The sequence below is a fragment of the Corynebacterium bovis DSM 20582 = CIP 54.80 genome, from assembly GCF_030408615.1.
In the GTDB taxonomy this organism is placed as follows: Bacteria; Actinomycetota; Actinomycetes; order Mycobacteriales; family Mycobacteriaceae; genus Corynebacterium; species Corynebacterium bovis.
Window position 1 is genome coordinate 2,506,972 of the sequence record NZ_CP047187.1, and the last position, 17,433, is coordinate 2,524,404.

The 17,433-nt window shown below is 73.8% G+C and carries 17 protein-coding genes; 5 read left to right on the forward strand and 12 right to left on the reverse strand.

Going from position 1 to position 17,433, the window contains the following annotated elements; genetic code table 11:
• Nucleotides 1-306: 306 nt before the first annotated feature.
• From phnE to CBOVI_RS10185, 4 genes are all read right to left on the reverse strand, one after another.
• Nucleotides 307-1,200: a phosphonate ABC transporter, permease protein PhnE gene (phnE, locus tag CBOVI_RS10170; protein ID WP_010266340.1), complete on the reverse strand. Its 894-nt coding sequence runs from the start codon at nucleotides 1,198-1,200 to the stop codon at nucleotides 307-309.
• On the reverse strand, nucleotides 1,197-2,120 hold the full coding sequence (locus CBOVI_RS10175; protein ID WP_125187477.1) for a phosphonate ABC transporter ATP-binding protein: 924 nt from the start codon (nucleotides 2,118-2,120) through the stop codon (nucleotides 1,197-1,199). Before CBOVI_RS10175 ends, phnE begins: the two co-directional genes overlap by 4 nt.
• Entirely contained in the window at nucleotides 2,117-3,097 is a 981-nt protein-coding gene (locus CBOVI_RS10180; protein ID WP_010271814.1) for a phosphate/phosphite/phosphonate ABC transporter substrate-binding protein, read from the reverse strand. Before CBOVI_RS10180 ends, CBOVI_RS10175 begins: the two co-directional genes overlap by 4 nt.
• Before the next feature lie 132 nt (nucleotides 3,098-3,229).
• On the reverse strand, nucleotides 3,230-4,456 hold the full coding sequence (locus CBOVI_RS10185) for a TIGR03364 family FAD-dependent oxidoreductase (RefSeq protein ID WP_125186377.1): 1,227 nt from the start codon (nucleotides 4,454-4,456) through the stop codon (nucleotides 3,230-3,232).
• A 156-nt stretch (nucleotides 4,457-4,612) separates the two neighbouring features.
• On the opposite strand from CBOVI_RS10185, the gene CBOVI_RS10190 reads away from it, so the two are divergent.
• The 3 genes from CBOVI_RS10190 to glfT1 all read left to right on the forward strand — a co-directional run bounded on the left by CBOVI_RS10190 (nucleotide 4,613) and on the right by glfT1 (nucleotide 7,289).
• A complete protein-coding gene (locus CBOVI_RS10190; RefSeq protein WP_010271817.1) occupies nucleotides 4,613-5,395 on the forward strand; it encodes a GntR family transcriptional regulator in 783 nt (260 codons plus the stop codon).
• 35 nt (nucleotides 5,396-5,430) lie between these two features.
• Complete coding sequence (locus CBOVI_RS10195; protein WP_010271819.1) at nucleotides 5,431-6,192, forward strand: HAD family hydrolase; 762 nt, start codon at nucleotides 5,431-5,433, stop codon at nucleotides 6,190-6,192.
• Between the two features lie 173 nt (nucleotides 6,193-6,365).
• Nucleotides 6,366-7,289: a galactofuranosyltransferase GlfT1 gene (gene glfT1 / locus CBOVI_RS10200; protein WP_010271821.1), complete on the forward strand. Its 924-nt coding sequence runs from the start codon at nucleotides 6,366-6,368 to the stop codon at nucleotides 7,287-7,289.
• Between the two features lie 90 nt (nucleotides 7,290-7,379).
• On the opposite strand, the gene CBOVI_RS10205 is transcribed toward glfT1, so the two are convergent.
• Both CBOVI_RS10205 and CBOVI_RS10210 read right to left on the reverse strand, forming a co-directional pair.
• Nucleotides 7,380-7,625: a hypothetical protein gene (locus CBOVI_RS10205; RefSeq protein ID WP_010271823.1), complete on the reverse strand. Its 246-nt coding sequence runs from the start codon at nucleotides 7,623-7,625 to the stop codon at nucleotides 7,380-7,382.
• A 217-nt stretch (nucleotides 7,626-7,842) separates the two neighbouring features.
• Nucleotides 7,843-8,694 (reverse strand): alpha/beta fold hydrolase, encoded by an 852-nt coding sequence (locus tag CBOVI_RS10210; protein WP_232625726.1) that lies wholly within the window; start codon nucleotides 8,692-8,694, stop codon nucleotides 7,843-7,845.
• A gap of 539 nt (nucleotides 8,695-9,233) precedes the next feature.
• Here CBOVI_RS10210 and CBOVI_RS10215 point away from each other — a divergent pair.
• Nucleotides 9,234-10,334 carry a condensation domain-containing protein gene (locus CBOVI_RS10215; protein ID WP_183273673.1) on the forward strand — a complete coding sequence of 367 codons (1,101 nt, stop codon included), beginning with the start codon at nucleotides 9,234-9,236 and terminating at the stop codon, nucleotides 10,332-10,334.
• A gap of 146 nt (nucleotides 10,335-10,480) precedes the next feature.
• On the opposite strand, the gene CBOVI_RS10220 is transcribed toward CBOVI_RS10215, so the two are convergent.
• The 6 genes from CBOVI_RS10220 to CBOVI_RS10245 all read right to left on the reverse strand — a co-directional run bounded on the left by CBOVI_RS10220 (nucleotide 10,481) and on the right by CBOVI_RS10245 (nucleotide 17,011).
• On the reverse strand, nucleotides 10,481-11,821 hold the full coding sequence (locus tag CBOVI_RS10220; protein WP_010268384.1) for a YncE family protein: 1,341 nt from the start codon (nucleotides 11,819-11,821) through the stop codon (nucleotides 10,481-10,483).
• A complete protein-coding gene (locus CBOVI_RS10225) occupies nucleotides 11,715-12,992 on the reverse strand; it encodes a hypothetical protein (protein ID WP_010268389.1) in 1,278 nt (425 codons plus the stop codon). Before CBOVI_RS10225 ends, CBOVI_RS10220 begins: the two co-directional genes overlap by 107 nt.
• Before the next feature lie 162 nt (nucleotides 12,993-13,154).
• Nucleotides 13,155-13,625, reverse strand: coding sequence for a GtrA family protein (locus CBOVI_RS10230; RefSeq protein WP_010268393.1), 471 nt, complete (start codon nucleotides 13,623-13,625; stop codon nucleotides 13,155-13,157).
• Between the two features lie 170 nt (nucleotides 13,626-13,795).
• Complete coding sequence (locus CBOVI_RS10235; protein WP_083826035.1) at nucleotides 13,796-14,479, reverse strand: GtrA family protein; 684 nt, start codon at nucleotides 14,477-14,479, stop codon at nucleotides 13,796-13,798.
• A 192-nt stretch (nucleotides 14,480-14,671) separates the two neighbouring features.
• A complete protein-coding gene (locus tag CBOVI_RS10240; RefSeq protein ID WP_183273674.1) occupies nucleotides 14,672-16,198 on the reverse strand; it encodes a hypothetical protein in 1,527 nt (508 codons plus the stop codon).
• A 102-nt stretch (nucleotides 16,199-16,300) separates the two neighbouring features.
• Nucleotides 16,301-17,011: a hypothetical protein gene (locus tag CBOVI_RS10245; RefSeq protein ID WP_010268164.1), complete on the reverse strand. Its 711-nt coding sequence runs from the start codon at nucleotides 17,009-17,011 to the stop codon at nucleotides 16,301-16,303.
• A 42-nt stretch (nucleotides 17,012-17,053) separates the two neighbouring features.
• Between CBOVI_RS10245 and CBOVI_RS10250 the strand changes: the two genes are divergently transcribed.
• Entirely contained in the window at nucleotides 17,054-17,404 is a 351-nt protein-coding gene (locus CBOVI_RS10250; protein ID WP_010268160.1) for a hypothetical protein, read from the forward strand.
• Nucleotides 17,405-17,433: the final 29 nt, after the last annotated feature.

Here is a 17,433-nt window from a genome sequence, read left to right on the forward strand (position 1 = left end):
GCGAATCACACATGTGGTGCAGCGGCGACAGCGGGTGTGCCGCCTGTCTCCACTGACCCTACGCGCATTTTCATTAGTTTTTCAATAGCGGGAACGCCGCAGCTCAGAGCCAGTATGGAATGTGATTGTCAACAGCGTTCATCGCTCCAGGTCACCCCGGTGCAGCCCGGCCGGGACCGAGCCGACGACCGCGTCCATCCGCCCGAGTGATTCGCGTGTGTTACGGCGTGTCGCGCGGGAGGGCGGCGTCGTCCCCCTCCCGACACCGGCCCGGTGGCACGCCCCCGACCGCACCCGGCGCGGCCGTCAGATCCGCTTCCGCAGCCAGGCGGACGTCTGGTCCACGATGACGACCAGCAGGAGCACCATGATGATGTAGGTGGTCATCTCATCGAACCGGAACGTCTTGATCGACCGGTTGATGAGCAGGCCGATCCCGCCCGCACCGACGAGCCCGAGAACCAGCGAACTGCGGACGTTGACGTCGAAGCGGTACAGGAGCAGCCCCGTGAGCTGCGGCAACGACACCGGCAGGGTGGCGTGGGCGATCTGCTGGAGGCGCGTCGCCCCGGCCGTCCGCAGCGCGGTCTGCGGGCCCTGGTCGGCCTCCTCGACGGCCTCCGCCCACAGCTTCCCCATCACACCTGTGTTGTGGAAGATGTGCGCGAGGACGCCGGCGAACGGTCCGAGCCCGACGGCTGTGACGAAGATCAGGGCAAACACGATGTCGGGCACGGCCCGCAGGAAGGACAGGACCGACCGGCAGAACTGGTACACCACGACGTTCGACGTCACGGTCCGCGCGGCGCCCATCGCGAGGACGAACGCCACCGGCACGGAGAACGTCGTGCCGAGCAACCCGATCCACAGCGTCGTCAGCAGCCCCTTCAGACCGGGCAGCACGACCCGCTCCCAGGAGAGGTCCGGGGGCACGGCGTCGCCGAGGAAGCGGACGATGTTGGCCCACCCGGCACCGAGTTTCTGCACGTAGAACTCGGTGCCGTCGACCGCGGCCCAGTGCACGGCGACGAGGACGACGACGGCCACGCCCCACGCGACGAGGGTGCGCGTCCGGCTGCGCTCCGGCACGGGGAACGGGTGGACCAGGGGGTCGCGGGGGCCGGTGCCGGTCGGTGCGGCACCGGCGGGTGACGGTGAGGACGGCGAGGGCGGTGTGGACGGTGAGGTGGCGGTGGTCATCGGGACTCCTCGGTGGGGGTGGTGGGCCCGGTGGCGGGCACGGTCACGGTCACGGGCACGGTCGCGGGGGTGTCGGCGGTGGCGGTGGATGGCGTGGCGGCACGGTAGAGCGCCGAGATGCGCCCGAGGTCGGCCTCCGCGGCGGGCAGGGTGAAGGCGACCCGCCCCTCCCGGATGCCGACGACGGTGTCGCAGTACTCCAGCGCGAGTTCCGGTTGGTGGACGACGGCCACGCACGCGACCCCGGCCGTCTTCGCGATGTCCCGGAGCAGGGCCATGACCTGGTGCGCCGCGGTGGGGTCGAGCGCGGACGTCGGTTCGTCGGCGAGGATGAGCTCCGCCCGCTGGCACAGCGCGCGGGCCACGGCGACCCGCTGCTGCTGACCGCCGGAGAGGGACCCGGCGCGGTCGTGCGCCCGGTCGGCGAGGCCGACCCGCCGGAGGCAGCCCATCGCCTCCTCGCGCAGGGTGGTGGGGAACGTCGCCGGCAGCAGGCTCCGCCACCGGGGGATGTGCGCGATGCCCCCGGCGCAGACGTTGTCCAGCACCGACCGGCGCGGCACCAGGTGGACCTTCTGGAAGATGACGGCGGTGCCGGTCCCGCCGGGGACGTCGACGTCGCCCCGGTCGTGCCGGTCCAGGCCGGCGATGATCCGCAGGGCGGTGGACTTGCCGCTGCCGTTCGCGCCGAGCAGGGCGACGACCTCACCCCGGTGGGCGTCCAGCGAGATGTCCCGGAGCACGTGGTTCGTGCCGAAGCTGCGGGCGATGTGGGTCACGCGGAGGACCCGGTCGGTCGCGGGCCCGGTCGGGCCGGCGGTCGCGGGCCCGGTCGGGCCGGCGGGTGCGGCGCCGGCGGGTGCGGCGCCGGCCGGCGTGATGGGCGTGGTGGGCGTGGTGGGCGTGGTGTGGTCGGTCATGAGACGTCCTCGGGGGTCATGTGGAGTTCATCGGCGAGGCGGAACAGCGAGGTGTAGTCGTCCTTCGTGACGGGCACGAGCGGGCCCGGGGGGTCGACGTCGAGCAGCCGCGCGACCTCGCTGATCGTCTCCGGGCTGAGGGAGGTGAGCGCGCGGCGGAGGTTCTCCTTGAGTTCGGCCGGCGCATCGCCGGCGACGGTGACGGGGTCGTTCGGCACGGGCCCGGAGATCCAGATCTGCCGGAAGTCCCCGGGCCGGAACGTGCCGTCCGCGGTGGCGGTGGCGAGGGTCTGGGAGTTGATCTCCGCCGCGTCGACCGCCCCGTTCGTCAGCGCGAGGAGCGCCTCCGGGTGGCCGCCGGCGTAGTCCATGCGGAGGTCGTCCTCGCGGAGTCCGGCTTCGGAGACGGCCATGCGGGGCAGCGCGTCGCCGGAGGTCGACCCGACGGACCCCAGGGCCAGCTGCCGTCCCCGCAGGTCGGCGACGGTGCGGATCGGGGAGTCCGCGGCGACCCAGATGCCGGCGGTGTACGTCGAGAGCACGCCGTCGGCGTCGCCGAAGCTCACGACCGGCTCGGCGCGCGCGACCCGGTCGGCGAAGACGTACCCCAGCGGGCCGAACTGGCCGAGGGTCAGCGAGCCGTTCCGCATGGCGAGGACCTCGGCGGAGTAGTCGTCGACGACCTGCACCTCGACCTCGCAGTCGAGCGCCCGGCCGAGGTCGGCGGCGATCGCCCGGTAGGCGGGCTCCAGGGTGTCGGGGGACTCGAACGGCTCGACGCCGAAGGCGATCCTGCCGTTCGGGCAGGTCGGGTCGTCCGGGCCGCGGCCGCCGGGGGCGCACGCGGCGGTCCCCAGGGTGAGGCCGAGGATGGTGGTCAGGGTGACGACGCGGACCGCCGCGCGCCGTGCGGTCGGCGGTCGGTGCCGGGCGGGTGGGGGGTCGGGGACGAGGGGCGGGGTCCGGAGAATGCGCATGTCCGGGGCCTTTCATGGGGTGCGGGTGGTGTGTGGTCGGGTGGTGTCCGGGACTGTGGTGTGCGGTGCTGTGGTGCTGTGGTGCGCCGGGCCCGGTGTGCGGCCCGGGTGGGGTGCGGGGCGGCCCCGCGGTCAGAACGCCGGCGCCTCCCCGCCGCCGAGCACGAGGTCGGCGATGCCGAAGGAGAGCGTCATCCCGATCCCGGAGGTCACGACGGCGACCGTCGTCCGGGCGTCGGGCCGGTGGAGGACGAGGTTCCGCGACGGGCTGTCCGCGTACCGGCCCTGCCAGCGCTGGAGGACCACCGGGCGGCGGATCCCCAGGTAGCGCGCGGCCCGGTCGACGAGCAGATCGGATGTCGGCGCGTCGATGAAGGGCTCCGGGCTGGTGTCGTACCCGTGGGAGTCGCCGACGATGACCCCGCCCGGGTGGCCGGGGGTCGGGGGGACGGCGGTCGCCATGAGGTTGGCGTCGCACCCCCTGAGCTCCGGCTCCCGGGCGGCGAGCTCCCCGCGGAGGGCGGCCGCCGCCGGCATCGCGGCGATGCCGTCGTACCTGGTCATCGACGTGCCCGTGAGCATGGCGAGGTCGACCGGTGTGTGGTCCGGCCGGGCGATGAGCGCCATCGTCAGCGTGCAGGTGCGCACCCCGGCATCGACGGCGAGGTCGGGCAGGAGGTCGCGGAGGGAGTGACCGGGACACACGACGACCTCGGCCCCGCGGACGGTCCCGCGGGAGGTGTCGACGACGCCGTCGCCGACGCCGTGGACCGCCGTGGACCAGCTGAAACGCACGCCCTGCCGGGCGAGCCACCGGGCGAGCGCGGGGACGGCCTCACGCGGGTTGACCCGCATGTCCCGCGGGAGATGCGCGCCACCGGTGAGGGCCGGGGCGTCCGCCGACCCCGCGGCCCCGGTGAGCCGGGCGGTCTCCGCGGCGTCGAGCACCCGGACCTCCTCCGGCCCGCGGTGGGCCCGGAACTCCTCGATGACCTGCATCTCGACCGGGGTGACGGCCGGGATGACGGTGCCCGGACGCCGGGCGCGGAATCCCGCGTCGGCCGCGGCGCGCGTCCACCCCGCCGCGGAGATCCGGGCGAGGTCCTGGACGGCGTCGGCCTGCGCGGTGAAGCAGGCGTGGCCGAAGTTCTGCACGGACGCCCCGACGGGACGGTCCGAGCGGTCGATGACGTGCACGGTCCGGCCCTCGCGGTGGGCCTGCCAGGCCGTCGCGAGGCCGAGGACGCCCGCACCGACGACGACGAGGTCGGCGGTCGCGCCGGCGGCCGGGCGGGCCCCGGGCGTGCGGGCGGGGTCGGAGGAGGTGGCTGGGTCGGTGTCTCTGTCGGTGTCGGTCACGCCCTCAGTGTCGGGCCCGCCGTCACCCCTGTCCACACTTGTACGTACATGTTCATCGTCAATTCATGAGTTCACGTCAGATCCACCCGGAGATCATCCACCGTTCCACGTGAAACACCTCGTCCATACTGGTCACGGCATGTACACTCAGCACCCATGGACGCCGGATCCACTCCCCGCCTGCACGTACAAATCGCCCACCACCTCCGCGAACTCATCACGTCCGGGGACCTCCGCCCGGGTGACGAGCTCCCCAGCGAGGCCGAGCTGTGCCGCCGGTTCCGGACCTCCCGCAGCCCCGTCCGCCAGGCCCTCACGGCCCTGCGCACCGAAGGGTTGATCTCGGCGGGACAGGGCCGGCGCTCCGTCGTCCTGTCCCGGGCGTCCTCACAGAGCTTCAGCACCCTGTTGTCCTTCACCGAGTGGTGCCGGTCCCTCGGCGTCACCCCGGGCCAGTGGACCCTGGAGCTCGCCCGCCGTCCCGCGTCCGAGGAGACCGCCGAACTCCTCGACACCGACCCGGCCGCCCCGGTCGTCGAGATCCTGCGTCTGCGCAGCATGGACGGCACCCCGGTCATGCTCGAACGCGCGACGTTCCCCCTCGACGTCGGCCGCCACCTCTTCGACGTCGACACGGACGCCTGCTCGATCTACGAGCACCTCACCTCGCGGGGCATCGAGCTGTACCGCGCGGAGCACCGGATCGACGCCCTCGCCGCCCCGGAGGCGGACGCCGCCGTCCTCGGCACCGACCCCGGCTCACCGCTGCTGCGGGTGCGGCGGCGGACCACGGACCTCCGCGGCCGCGTCGTCGAGCTCGCCGACGACCGCTACCTGCCCGAACACGCGACGTTCACCGTCGTCAACACCCGCACAGGCACCGCCGGCCTGCACCACGGCCGCGGCACCGCCGCCCCGTCCTGGACCCCCGAACCGTGACCTCCCCGACCCACCCCACCGGAAGGACCCTCCCCATGCCACTCCTCGTCTGCGACATCGCCGGCACCACCGTCGACGACGGCGGCGTCGTCTACCGCGAACTCCGCTCCGCCGTCGAGGCGCGCGGCGTGACCCCGACCGCCGCGCAGCTCAGCGCCGTCAAGGGGACGGAGAAGCGCTCGGCCGTCGCCACGCTCCTCACCACCGGCGGGCGGACCACCGACGACGACGAGGTCGCCGCCACGTTCGCCGCGTTCCTCGACGCCCTGCGCCGCGCCTACTCCGCCCGCCCCCCGAGGCCGCTCCCGGGCGTCGCCGACGCGCTGACGACCCTCCGCGACCGGGGCGTCTCCCTCGCCCTGACCACCGGCTTCCAGCGCTCCATCGCGGAGATCGTCCTCGGCGCGTGCGGCTGGGGCACGCGCGCACTGTCCACCTCGCCCGGGGAGCCCACGCCGGCGTCCTCCCCGCTGCTCGAGGGGAACGACGCCCACCGCCTCGTCGTCGACGCCCTCGTCACCTCGGACACCGTCCCCGCCGGCCGCCCGGCTCCGCACCTCATCCACCGGGCGATGGAGCTCACCGGCACCGGGTCCGTCGCGGACGTCGTCTCGGCCGGGGACACAGTCGCCGACCTCCGCGCGGCGGCGAACGCGGGCGTCGCCGGGGTGGGCGTGCTCACCGGTGGGGTGGACCGGGCGGTCCTCGCGGCGGAGCCGCACGCGGTGATCCTCGGGTCGCTCGCGGACGTCACCCGGCCGGAGATCGTCCGCGCGCTGGGACTGCCGGAGGCGTGAGGACGCGAGAGGGCGGCGTCGTCCTCCTCCCTGCACGGGCCCGGCGGCACGGGCCCCTCCCCCTCCCGGCCGCACGGGCCCCTCCCCCTCCCGTCCGCACGCGCCCCTCCCCCTCCCGACACCGCACGTCGCGCACCCCGGCCGCGCCCTCCGGCCGTGGCACAATGTCACCCATGCCGAGCGCCCCGACCTCCCCCGACCACCTTCACCCGGGCATGTCCGTCGCCGCGGTCATCGTCACGCACCACCGCGTGGCGCTGCTGCGGCACTCGCTGGAGCAGGTGTGCTCGCAGTCGCACCCGGTGGACCACGTCATCGTCGTGGACAACGGCGCCGAGCCGGAGGTCCGGGAGCTGCTCAGCGACCTGGCCGGGGACCGGGCGGTGTACCTGCCGTCGCGGACGAACCTCGGCGGCGCCGGGGGGTTCGCCTACGGGTTCCTCACCGCCCTCGCCCTCGGCGCGGACGCGGTGTGGTGCGCCGACGACGACGGCCGGCCCGCCGACGGCGAGGTGCTGGCGACGCTGCTCGACGTCGCGGCGGAGCACGGCCTCGACGAGGTCTCCCCGGTCGTGTGCACGATCGACGACCCGGGCGCGCTGGCCTTCCCGCTGCGGCAGGGGCTCGTGTGGCGGCGGCGGCTCGACGAACTCGAGGGTGACTTCCTCCCCGGCATCGCGAGCCTGTTCAACGGGGCGGTGATCTCCGCCCGGGCGATGGAGGCCATCGGCGTGCCGGACTACCGGCTGTTCATCCGGGGTGACGAGGTGGAGTACCACCGCCGGCTCGTCCGCTCCGGGCTGGCGTTCGGCACGTGTCTCACGACCGCCTACCTGCACCCGGACGGGTCCGCGGAGTTCAAGCCGATCCTCGGCGGGCGGATGCACACCCAGTACCCGGACAACGAGGTCAAGCGGTTCTTCACCTACCGCAACCGCGGGTACGTCATGAACCAGCCGGGGATGCGGAAGCTGCTGCCGCAGGAGTACGCGCGGTTCGCGTGGTTCTTCCTCGTGCAGCGACGGGACCCGCGCGGGTTCGCCGAGTGGTTCCGGCTGCACCGGAGGGGACGACGGGAACAGTTCAGCAGGGGGTGACAGCGCCCGCCGCGGCGGGGTGGGCCCGCGGCGGGGCGGCCGCCCGCCCCCACCCCGGCGGCGCAGCCGGTTGGGGCGGGGGAGGGGATGTCAGTCGCCCGGGGTCCCGGATTTCTCCGCGGCCCGGTTAGCCCTGGTCCGCGCGTCCTTGATTTCCACGCACAGCACGGCCAACGCGAGGAACCCGAACAACCAGACCGTACCCGAGTTCAGCCCGGCGACAATGTCACCCTCATTGAGGGCGATCTGCAGGAGAATCAGGAACACGAGGGCGAGAACCACGCACCGGGTCGGCCCCCACTGCCTTTTCAGGTCGAAGAACCTCAGGATCCCCATGACGGCTCCTTTCGTCAGCAGTGATCAGCCGCACCGTGCGGGATCACCGACGAGCCTAGGGGGCTTCAGATCACCTGCCCATGAGATTTCCACACTGTTTACGAATCGTTATCTCTCTTTTTATTTGTACCGATTCCTTCGGAATTCTTCGCCCGGCAGTGTCGCCCCACCACTCCATCCCCCCTGCAGCCAGTCGTCAGCTGCCGCCCGTCAGCCGTCAGTCGCGGCCCAGGATCCACGCGCGGATCATGTCAGGCCACCGGGCCGCCTCGTCCGGGGTCTCGGCGACGGACAGCGTCGACCCCCCGACGGCCCCGTGGAGCATCCGGGCGACCTCGACCGGGTGCGACGGGTCCCCCACCCACGCCAGGATCTGAACCGGCACACCTGTGCCATCCGGGCCCCCGCGGCGGCCGATCTCCGCGACGGTCTCCGCCGGCGGCAGGTCCGTCATCGCCGCCCCACGGAACACCGCAGGCAGCAGCTCTTCCGTGACATCCGGGTACGTGAACGGCCGGGCCGGGTCGACGGCGGGCGGCAGCGGCTCATCCCGGGTCCCCTCCGCAAAAGTGTCACGGCCGTACTTATCGACGATGTCCGCGGACCGCAGGTACTCCTCCCGCTGCTCCTCCCGCAGCGACCACGCGGTCGGCGGGATGACCAGCGTGAGCGACGCGAACCGCTCCGGGTGCGCGCACGCCGCCGTGATGAGCGTCGCCGTGCCCATCGACTGCCCCACCCCGTGGACGGGCTCGTCCGGCACGGTCGCGTCGAGCACCGCCCACAGGTCCTCCGCGAGCCGCGGCCACGTGTAGGCCTCCGGGTCCGCGGGGCCGTCGGACCGCCCGTGACCTGCGGCGTCGTAGCGGATGACGTCCAGCCCGTCGATGCCGGCGGTGAAGTCCATGCCGAGCGCGACGTCCCGCCGGCGACTCGACGTCAGCCCGTGGAGCTGCACCGTCGGCACCCCCGCACCCCGCCGGTCGAGGGCGAGCGAGACCCGCGTCCCACCCCTCCGGGTGACGCGCACGGCCGGACCGTTCACCATCGAGACCTTTCCCTGTAACATTCGGGCCTTAACGTTTGACCCATGAGGCTTACAACCATAACGCGCATGTCCCTCGACCCCGGAACCGTGTGGCGGTACGAGGTCCGGGCCACGGACGTCGACACGGGTGTCGACGACGCCCACGCCGGCGCGGGCGACGCGGAGGGGGCCGACGCGGCGTCCCGCGGCGCGGGCGGGGCGACCGACCGGGCGGGCGACCCGGCGTTCCCCACGAGTTTCGACCAGCGGCGGCACTGCGCCCCCGGCACCCGCCCGGGGACGTGGATGGCCCTCTCGTTCCCCGTGGCGGGCGCCGGGCCGGCCCTCCGGGACCGCGTCGCGGCGGCGTGGATGGACGTCATCGCCCGGCACGGCACGCTGCGGACGGTGGTGAACCCGGACGCCCGGAGCCTGACCCCCGTCGAGGTCACCGGCCTCGGCTGGTCCCGGGCGACGCCGTCCGGCGCGACCGGCGCGTCGCCCACCGGCACGGCCACCGGCACCCCGGCGCGCCCGGCGCGCCCGGCGCGACCGGCCCGTCGCCCACCGACCCCCGCACCGTGCTGCGGGGCATCTTCGACACCGCCTGCGAGCCCTTCGCCCGGCCGTCCCACGCCCTGTGCCTCGTGGAGCACCCGCCCGCGGCGGGTGCGGCCCCCGCGGCGACCGGCACGCCCCACGACGCCGACGCCCCCACCGACGCGCCGGCGCCCGCCCGCTCGACCGTCGTCGTCGGCATGGACCACTCGCACACGGACGCGTGGTCGCTCCGCGTGCTGCTGCGCGACCTCGCGGTGCTGCTCCACGACCCGGAGGCCCCGCTCCCGCCGGCGCCGTCGTTCACCGAGCACACCCGTGACCTGCGGACCCGACCGCCCGCCCCGGAGGAGGTGCACGCCCGGTGGCGGCACATCCTCGACGTCGGCGACGGCGGGATGCCGGTGTTCCCCCTCGACCTCGGGCTCGACGCCGCGCCCGGGGAGCCCGGGGAGCCCGACGCCGGCTCCGGCGCGGACCGGGGGGACGACGTCGTCGACATCCACCGCATCCTCGACCCCGCGGGGGTCACGGCCCTCGAGGCGGCCGCCCGTGCCGCCGGGGTCCGCCCCATCGCACTGGCGGTGTCCGCGATGACGGCGGTCACGCAGCGCATGTCGGGGCAGCCGTTGCGGGCGGTCTTCCCCGTCCATTCCCGACGCGGACCTGACAGCGACCCGTCGCGGTGGCAGAACTCGGTCGGGTGGTTCATCACGAACTCGGTGCTGGAGTGCACGTCGACGGACCCGGCGGAGTGCGCGGACGCGGTGCGGGCCGCCGTGCGTCTCGGCGGGCACCCGCTGGCCCCGATCCTCGACCCGTCCGGCGAGGACCCCTGCGGGGGCATGCCGAACACGCGGGGGATGTTCGCCCTGTCGTGGCTGGACAACCGGCGGCTGCCGGTGGCGGTGCCCGCGTCGGCGGACGTCGACGGGGTGACGGCGGACGCGCAGCACGTCTCGGCGGACGTGCGGACCGACGGGGTGATGGTGTGGTTCGTCCTCGACGACACGGGCCTCACCCTCCGGTGCCGGTACCCGGACACGCCGACGGCGCGGCGCACGGCCGGGGCGTGGACCCTGGCCGTGTGCGACGCGGTCGCGGACGCGGCGGCGGGGGCGTGACCGCACGCCGACCGGGCCGTGGCCGGCCCCTTCCCGGGGCCGTAACCGCACCACCGGCCCGCACGCACGACTGACCGGGTGACCGCACCACCACGCGGTGGACGGTCACCCGGTCAGAGGGTGCGGCAGCTCAGCGGCTCACAGGCTCAGCCGTTGCAGCCGCAGGAGCCCTTCGGGCCCGGGGCCGGGGCCGGCTGGGCCGGGCGCGGGGCACCGGACAGCGGCAGGCCGCGGAGGATCGCCCCGAGGTCCGGCAGCGCCGGCAGCTTCGGCAGCGCGGGCAGCCCCGGCAGCGGCGGGAGGCCCGGCAGGCCACCGATGAGCGCGCCGACCGCGGTGGCGAGGACACCCGCCACGCCGAGCCCGGCGATGACACCGACGAGCGCGCCGAGCAGGCCCTGGGTGTCGTTCGGCAGGGAGCCGACCGGGATCGACCCGGACGGGACGGAGCCCGCCGGCGGCGGGGTCGGCTTCGGGTCCTTCGGGACGTAGCGGTAGATCGCGTCCTTGGTCCCGTCGTTGCCGAAGGCCACGCGGGAGACGACGTTGACGGTGCCGTCCGGCTCCACGGCGACGTGGTTCGGCGTGGCACCCGCGTCGAGCTGGCCGATGACGTTCATGCTGTCCGCGTCGATGATCGTGACCGTCGACCCGCCGAAGTTCGTCACGTAGACCCGCTTGTACACGGGGTCGTACGCGGCGTTGAGCGGGTTGACGCCGGTGCGGATGTCGCGGATGACCTTGCCCTCACGGACGTCGTACACGAGGACGCTGTTGGACGTCTGACCGACGACGTAGAGCCGCTGCGTGTCCGGGTCCCAGGCCACGCCGGACGCCCGGTCCATCTGCTCCTTCGGGAGCTGGTAGATCGTGACCTTGTTGCCGTTGCGCACGTCGATCCGCGCGGCCGCCGGCGTGTTGAGGGACACGGTGTACAGCGCACCGGTCTTCGGGTCGAAGTCGAGGCTCATCGTGTCGTTGAACACGGTCCGGTCGTCGGAGACGGAGATCGTCTCGAGCTGCTCCTTCGTCTCACCGTCGAACACCGCGATGTCCGCGCGCGGGCCCGCGGCGCTGGAGACGTAGGCGCGGCCGGTGGTCTCGTCGACAATGACGTCCCGGGAGTGCAGGACCGAGTCCTTCGGGAAGTCCTTGACCAGCTCGAGGGTGTCCTGCTTGAAGAGCATGACGGTGTTCGCGCGCGTGTCGGTCGCCCAGACCAGGCCGCGCTGGTTGTCGAGGCCGAGGCCGAAGACGCCGCGGCCGGTGCCGTCGTTGGGGATGGTGACCTGCCGCTTGATCTGGAGGGTCGCCGGGTCGAGGACGAGCAGCGCGGAGACCTCGTCCTTGCCGCGGCCGACCGACTGCGTCACGAAGATCTCACCGGTCTTCGGGTTCGTGCGCACCTGGTAGACGCCGCGGGGGAGCTCGGTGTTCTTCGTCGTCTCGTACCGGTCGCCGACATTGTTGTCGACGGCCAGCGTCACCGTGGCGCCGACGCTGGTCTCCTGGGGTGGTGTCGCCCGTGCGGAACGTCGCCCCGATCGTGTCCCCGACGATCGCCTGGTCGGTCGGCACGTCGAAGACCGCGGACGCCGGCTCCTTGTCCGTCGCCGGCGTGACGTCGCGGACGGGCACGCTCTCGGCACCGACGGTGACGGACTCGATGACCGACCCGGGGGCGGCGTTGACGAGCTCCACGCGGGCGCCCTTCGTCCCCAGCGGGACGCCGAGCCCGGCGCGGGACGTCGGCGTGGCCTTGACCAGCGCCTGGGCCGACGTCAGGAACGGCGTCGACGCCGTGCGGCCGTCCTCACCGGTGAGGACCAGGGTGTGCACCCCGGCCGGGGCGACGCCCGGGGCCAGGGACACGACGACGGTCACGGTGCCGTCCGCCTCGGCGGCGACGGGGGCGTCCGGCGCGCCCTTGGCCAGCGCGACGGGCTTGCCGTCGACCGTGGCCCGGACGTTACGGGAAGGGGTGAAGCCGAGGGCGCTCACCGCGAGGTCCGTCGTGCCGCGGTAGTTGATGTCGGCCACGGACGCGGTGACCGACGGGCCCTGGGCCTGCTCCTGCGGGGCCGGGGCCGGGGCCTCGGTGCTCGGAGCCGGGGCCGGCGCCGGCGCCGGGGGCGCGGACGGGTCCGGGACGGTGAACTCGACGAACTTCGACACGACCGGGCCGCCGTCGCTGCCGCCGAGGATCCTGATCCAGTGGGTGCCCGGGGTCAGGTCCGCCGGGAGCCGGATGGCCATGGTGAACGTGCCGTCGTCGCCCGGGAGGTTCTCGGGCTTCGTCCCGTAGTGGGCGGCCCGCTTCGCGACGAGGTCCGCGCCCTCCTGGTCCGTCGGGAGGGGGATGGCACCGTCGTCGAGCTTGACGGCGAGCTGGTACTGGTTGCCGTCACGCTTCTCGAAACCGGAGCCCTTGATCCTGACGATCCCGCCCGCCGGGACGGTCGGGGACCCGACGATCTGGAGCGTGCCCTGGCCGACTCCCGGACGCGGGGCGTCGGTCTGGGCGGAGGCGACGGGCAGGACCGAGTCGGACGACGGGGCGACGGTGAAGCCGGCGGCACCGACCGCGACGGCCGTGGCGCAGGCGATGATCCGGCGTCGCAGGAGTCCGGCCCCGCGAAGCCGTGGTGTGTGGGTCATGTGTGTTCTCTCTCTCGCGTGGTGACGCTCCCCACGGGCACCCCACACATGGGTGCCGACTGACGATAAGGGAAGCATTACCTGAGAGAGTAGACGGGGTACGGGACAAAGGCAACACCTCTGCAGCCCGCCCGGCCCCCGCGGCGGTCGGCGTCGGACCCCTCAGGCCCGGAAGATCACCCACCGCTGGATGATGAAGTTCAGCACCGTCGCCGTCCCCTGCGCGATGACGAAACTCACCGCCCGCACCCAGAAGTCCCCCAGCCCGTGCCCCTCCAACCACGGGATGGACACCTGGTACAACCCCCACTGCACGACGAAGGTCAGCAGGTAGGTGGCCATCGTCACGAGGAACCGGCGCACCGACGGCTCCGCCCGGAACGTCCACCGGCGGTTGATGAGGTACGCCGTCAACGTGCCGAGGATGAACCCGACGGCCTTCGACACCCCGTCGCCGACACCCAGGTGGTGCAGGAGGATCGTCGACCCGAAGTCCACCACCGCGGAGAACCCGCCGACGATGATGAACCGGACGAGCTGCTGGGCGAGCGGCAACGTCGGCGGGGCCGGGTCCGTGCCCGGCGCCGGGAGGACGACGTCCGCCGGCGGGTGTCCTGTGGGGTTCGCGCTCATCGTGCGTCTCGGTCCTTTCCGCTCTGCGGGCCGGTCACTCAGCGGGCCGGTCACCGGGGCATGGGTGCGCACGGGGCGTGCGCGGGGTACAGGTGCAGGTGCAGGGGGCACAGGTGCAGGAGGCACGGGTGGCCGGGGGCGCGCGACCCCGACGGGACCGCGCGGCAGGGTCAGCTCGCCGGGATCTCCGCGACACCGGCCTCCCGGCGGTGCTCCCGCACGGCCCGGAACGTCCACACCTTGTTCAACAGGAAATTCACGGGCAGTGCCGCGACGACGCCGATGAAATTACCCCAGTACGTGCGGGTACGCAGACCCGTCGAATTGTCGAAGACGTCCACGGGCAACGAGACCGGCGACTGCGTGTTCACCAACGCCCAGTGCACCGCCAACGTGATGATGAGACCACCGACGCCGACCAGCATGAACGGCACCAGTTCCCGGAACCAGTGGCTCTTCCCCGAGGTCCTGAACGTCCACCGGCGGTTGAGCATGAAATTCCACAGGTTCGCGACGACGAACGCCAGAACGGAGAACAGCATGTACCACCGGACGTGGAACTGCGTGCCGAACAGGTTCAGGGCCGCGGACTCCGCATCCACACCCCACCCCCATTCGGTGAGTTTCTTCACGGCCACGAACACGCCCTGGTTCACGACGAACCCGGACGCGCCGACGAGACCGAACTTCACGAACTGGCGGACGACCCGGCGGCTGCGCTCGGCGGCGAGCCGACGCCTCTCGACGGAACGCCAGCTCCCGGCCGCAGACGGGTCCCCCGTGGTGGCGGCAGCGGCGCCGGCGGACGGTGCGGAGTCCCGGCTGGCGGCCTGCTGCGTGGCGGAATCGGTCACGGACGTCGTCTCCTGTTCACTGTGGCTGTCCGCTACACCGTAGTTCGTATGCACCACGGACCGGAAACTCCGCGCCGCCGGGTGCGTCGCCGCGTGGGCCGCCGGGCGCGTCGCCGCGTGGGCCGCCGGGCGCCCGGCGGATGTCCGGCGGCGGTGGCCGCCGGCCGTGGCTGGCGCGCCGGGGCGGCGTCGTCACCTCCCCCGGTTCTGGAGCAGGTACCGGTAGATCTCCAGGCGGTCGACGACACTCCTCCGCGGCACGAGCGCCGAGGCCCCACCCGGCGCGCCCCCGCCGGGCCACCCGTCCGCCCCGCACACGGCCAGCAGCCGCCCGGTGCCCGCGGACAGGGCGCGGATCTCCGCGCTGTCCAGCGGGTCCCCCGACTGCCGACCCTCGGTCACCGGCAGCCCGGCGTCCGCGCGCGTGACCCCCAGCCCGACCATGACGGACTCGCTGACCTCGTCGACGATCTCCTGCTCGCACAGCGTCGACAACGCCATGATCCGCGACCACGCCGCCGCCCGGCCGGCGGCCGTCGTCTCGACGGGCACGTCCGCGAGCACCGACCGGATGTGCTCGCTGACCTGCGCGGGACGCTGCAGGTCGAGGGCCTGGAGCAGGGGGACGAACTCCATCAGGCCGTGGCCCTCGAGCAGGTCCCGGACCTCCGGCCGGACCGTCTGCATGACGTCCGCGCACCGGGCCTCCCCCGCGAGCGCGACGTTCACCGCCGCGATGTCCGGCGCCGCCGGGATGCCCAGCGGGTGCAGCGAGCCGATGATGTCCGTCAGGCTGTCGACGTACTCCCGGTCCACGTCCCAGCGCCCGGTCACCGCGTCCGTGCTGAGGTCCGGGACGAACTCCCCGCCGAGGCAGACCGCGTCCGGGGTCGAGGCGTCCCGCACGACGGCGCCCGTGACGTTGATGTAGATCTCGTAGCGCGCCGGCGGCCCGGCGGTCGTGTCCGCGGTGGCGGCGGGTCCGGTGGTGCCCGGCCCGGCCCCCTCCCCGGCCGCGGCGTCCCCCTCCCCGGCCGGGTCCGCCTCCCTGACCTGCAGCACCCCGGCCCCGTCGGCACCCAGGGCGTCGGCGACGGTCGTGTCCGGCGAGACCTTCCCCGGACCGTAGATCAGCACCCGGCCGCCAGGGGACGTCCACAGGGTCCACTGCGCGGTGGTGGCGTCGTCCCCGTCCTGCACCCCCGGCCAGCGGAAACTCGTGAGCACCGCGCGGCACATGTCCGCGACCGACGCCGCGCCGTCGATGCCGACCGTGCGCGAGAAGTGCCCCACCCCCCGGTGGAAATGCTCCGCGAGCAGCAGCAACGTCGCCCGGGACGGGTCCTCGACGTCGCGGGTGCGCATACTCAGCGGCAGGGCGGGCCGGGCCGGCGCGGGGGCGGTCGTCCGGGCGAGGGCCTGGGGGGCGGTGCCGTCGCCCCGGGGTGACCGACGGCCGGCGGCGGGACGGCCGGGGGTGGGCTCCCCCGGGGCGGGACGGTCGGGGGTGGGGTGGCCGGCGGCGGGGTGGCCGTGGGTCGGGTGGCCGGCGGTCGGGCGGCCGGGTGGGGTCCGGCGGTCCGGCGACTGTCCCGCGCGCCCGTCGCGGTCGGCCCACGGCACGTCAGCGGGGGTTCCGGACCCGGTCGACGGGCCTGTTCCGGCGACGACGCGGAGTCCGGGTCGTCGACCGTCCCCGGGGACGTGCTGAGCACTCATGGGACCCAGGGTAGACACGGTCCATCGCGAGTGCAGCAGTCAAGGGCGGGCCGTTGATCCCGCCGATCCGCCTCCCCCGGGCGCGCCCCGGGCCGCCGCGGGTCAGTGCACCGTCGCGCCGTCCCGGTCGACGAGGGGCAGCGGCCGGGCGTCGCCCCCGAGCCGCCGGACCCGCAGCTTCTCGTTCTGGTTCCACGCGCGCACGAGCCCGCGGACCCCCCGCGCCCACGCCATCGCCTCGACGACGGCGGCGGTCGCGTCCTCGTCCAGCCCCTCCGGTGCGCGCCCGGACAGCGGCGTGAGCTCGAGGGTCTCCCACGCAGGCTGGCGCGCCCCGGTCCCGCCCGCCCGGATCGCCTCGCGGGTGCGCTCGAGGTCCCGGTGGAGGTTCCCGACGGTCGCCTCCGCGTCCACCAGCGGGACGCCGAGGTCGGCGGGGAGGTCGGGCTCGCCGACGACGAACACGGGTCGGGCGAGGAGGAGGCGGAGCACGGCGTCGTGATCCCCCCTCTCCGGGATCCACTCCGCACCGGCGGCGAACCCGGTGACGCCGTCCGACGTGACGAGCCAGGCACCGCTGAAGTCGCCGAGCAGCACCCTCGGGTCCGTCTCGACCTGCCACACGGCGACGGTGGATCCGCGGCCGGCGGCCACGAGCACCGGGTCGAACTGGGGCGTGGTCGTCGCGTCCGGTGTGGTCGCGTCGGCGGGCGTCGTGGCCTCAGCGGGCGTGGTCGCGTCCGGTGCGGTCCCGGCGGCCGTCGTGGCGTCAGTGGCCGTCGTGGCGTCCGGCGTGGTCGGGGAGTCAGCCATGGTCAGCACGATACCGGAGGGGGCGGCGCTAGACTGGCCGCCATGTTTGAGCGCATTCTCGGCGGCACCGGCTCCGAACCCCGCGACCCCGGTAAGAAGCGGATGAGGAAGAGCCTGTCGTCGCGGGATGTCGGCCGCGGCGCGGGGGAGAAGGGGTCCGACGTCCCGACGAGCACCCTCGGCGGCGTCGACCGGGACGAGGTGTACGAGGCGGCCGAGCACACGACCGCTCCCCTCGACCCGTTCATGACCCGCCTCATGGCCCAGGAGCTGCCGATCATGGACTCGACGAGCCGTCAGCGCGTGAACACGATCCTCCGCGAGTGGGAGGGACCGCAGATCACGGACCCGGCGGACCTGCCGGAGGAGATCCGGCGGATCATGGACCTCTGACCGCCCACCCGGCGTGACCCGGCGCGCAC

Bases quoted from the DNA above. Each gene is read 5' to 3' on its own strand.
- CBOVI_RS10245 (WP_010268164.1), bottom strand. From the start codon at position 17,011: ATGGCTGACTCCCCGACCACGCCGGACGCCACGACGGCCACTGACGCC.
- glfT1 (WP_010271821.1), top strand. From the start codon at position 6,366: ATGCCGAGCGCCCCGACCTCCCCCGACCACCTTCACCCGGGCATGTCC.
- CBOVI_RS10180 (WP_010271814.1), bottom strand. From the start codon at position 3,097: ATGCGCATTCTCCGGACCCCGCCCCTCGTCCCCGACCCCCCACCCGCC.
- CBOVI_RS10195 (WP_010271819.1), top strand. From the start codon at position 5,431: ATGCCACTCCTCGTCTGCGACATCGCCGGCACCACCGTCGACGACGGC.
- phnE (WP_010266340.1), bottom strand. From the start codon at position 1,200: ATGACCACCGCCACCTCACCGTCCACACCGCCCTCGCCGTCCTCACCG.
- CBOVI_RS10205 (WP_010271823.1), bottom strand. From the start codon at position 7,625: ATGGGGATCCTGAGGTTCTTCGACCTGAAAAGGCAGTGGGGGCCGACC.
- CBOVI_RS10210 (WP_232625726.1), bottom strand. From the start codon at position 8,694: ATGTTACAGGGAAAGGTCTCGATGGTGAACGGTCCGGCCGTGCGCGTC.
- CBOVI_RS10175 (WP_125187477.1), bottom strand. From the start codon at position 2,120: ATGACCGACCACACCACGCCCACCACGCCCACCACGCCCATCACGCCG.
- CBOVI_RS10225 (WP_010268389.1), bottom strand. From the start codon at position 12,992: ATGACCCACACACCACGGCTTCGCGGGGCCGGACTCCTGCGACGCCGG.
- CBOVI_RS10250 (WP_010268160.1), top strand. From the start codon at position 17,054: ATGTTTGAGCGCATTCTCGGCGGCACCGGCTCCGAACCCCGCGACCCC.
- CBOVI_RS10190 (WP_010271817.1), top strand. From the start codon at position 4,613: ATGGACGCCGGATCCACTCCCCGCCTGCACGTACAAATCGCCCACCAC.
- CBOVI_RS10230 (WP_010268393.1), bottom strand. From the start codon at position 13,625: ATGAGCGCGAACCCCACAGGACACCCGCCGGCGGACGTCGTCCTCCCG.
- CBOVI_RS10240 (WP_183273674.1), bottom strand. From the start codon at position 16,198: ATGAGTGCTCAGCACGTCCCCGGGGACGGTCGACGACCCGGACTCCGC.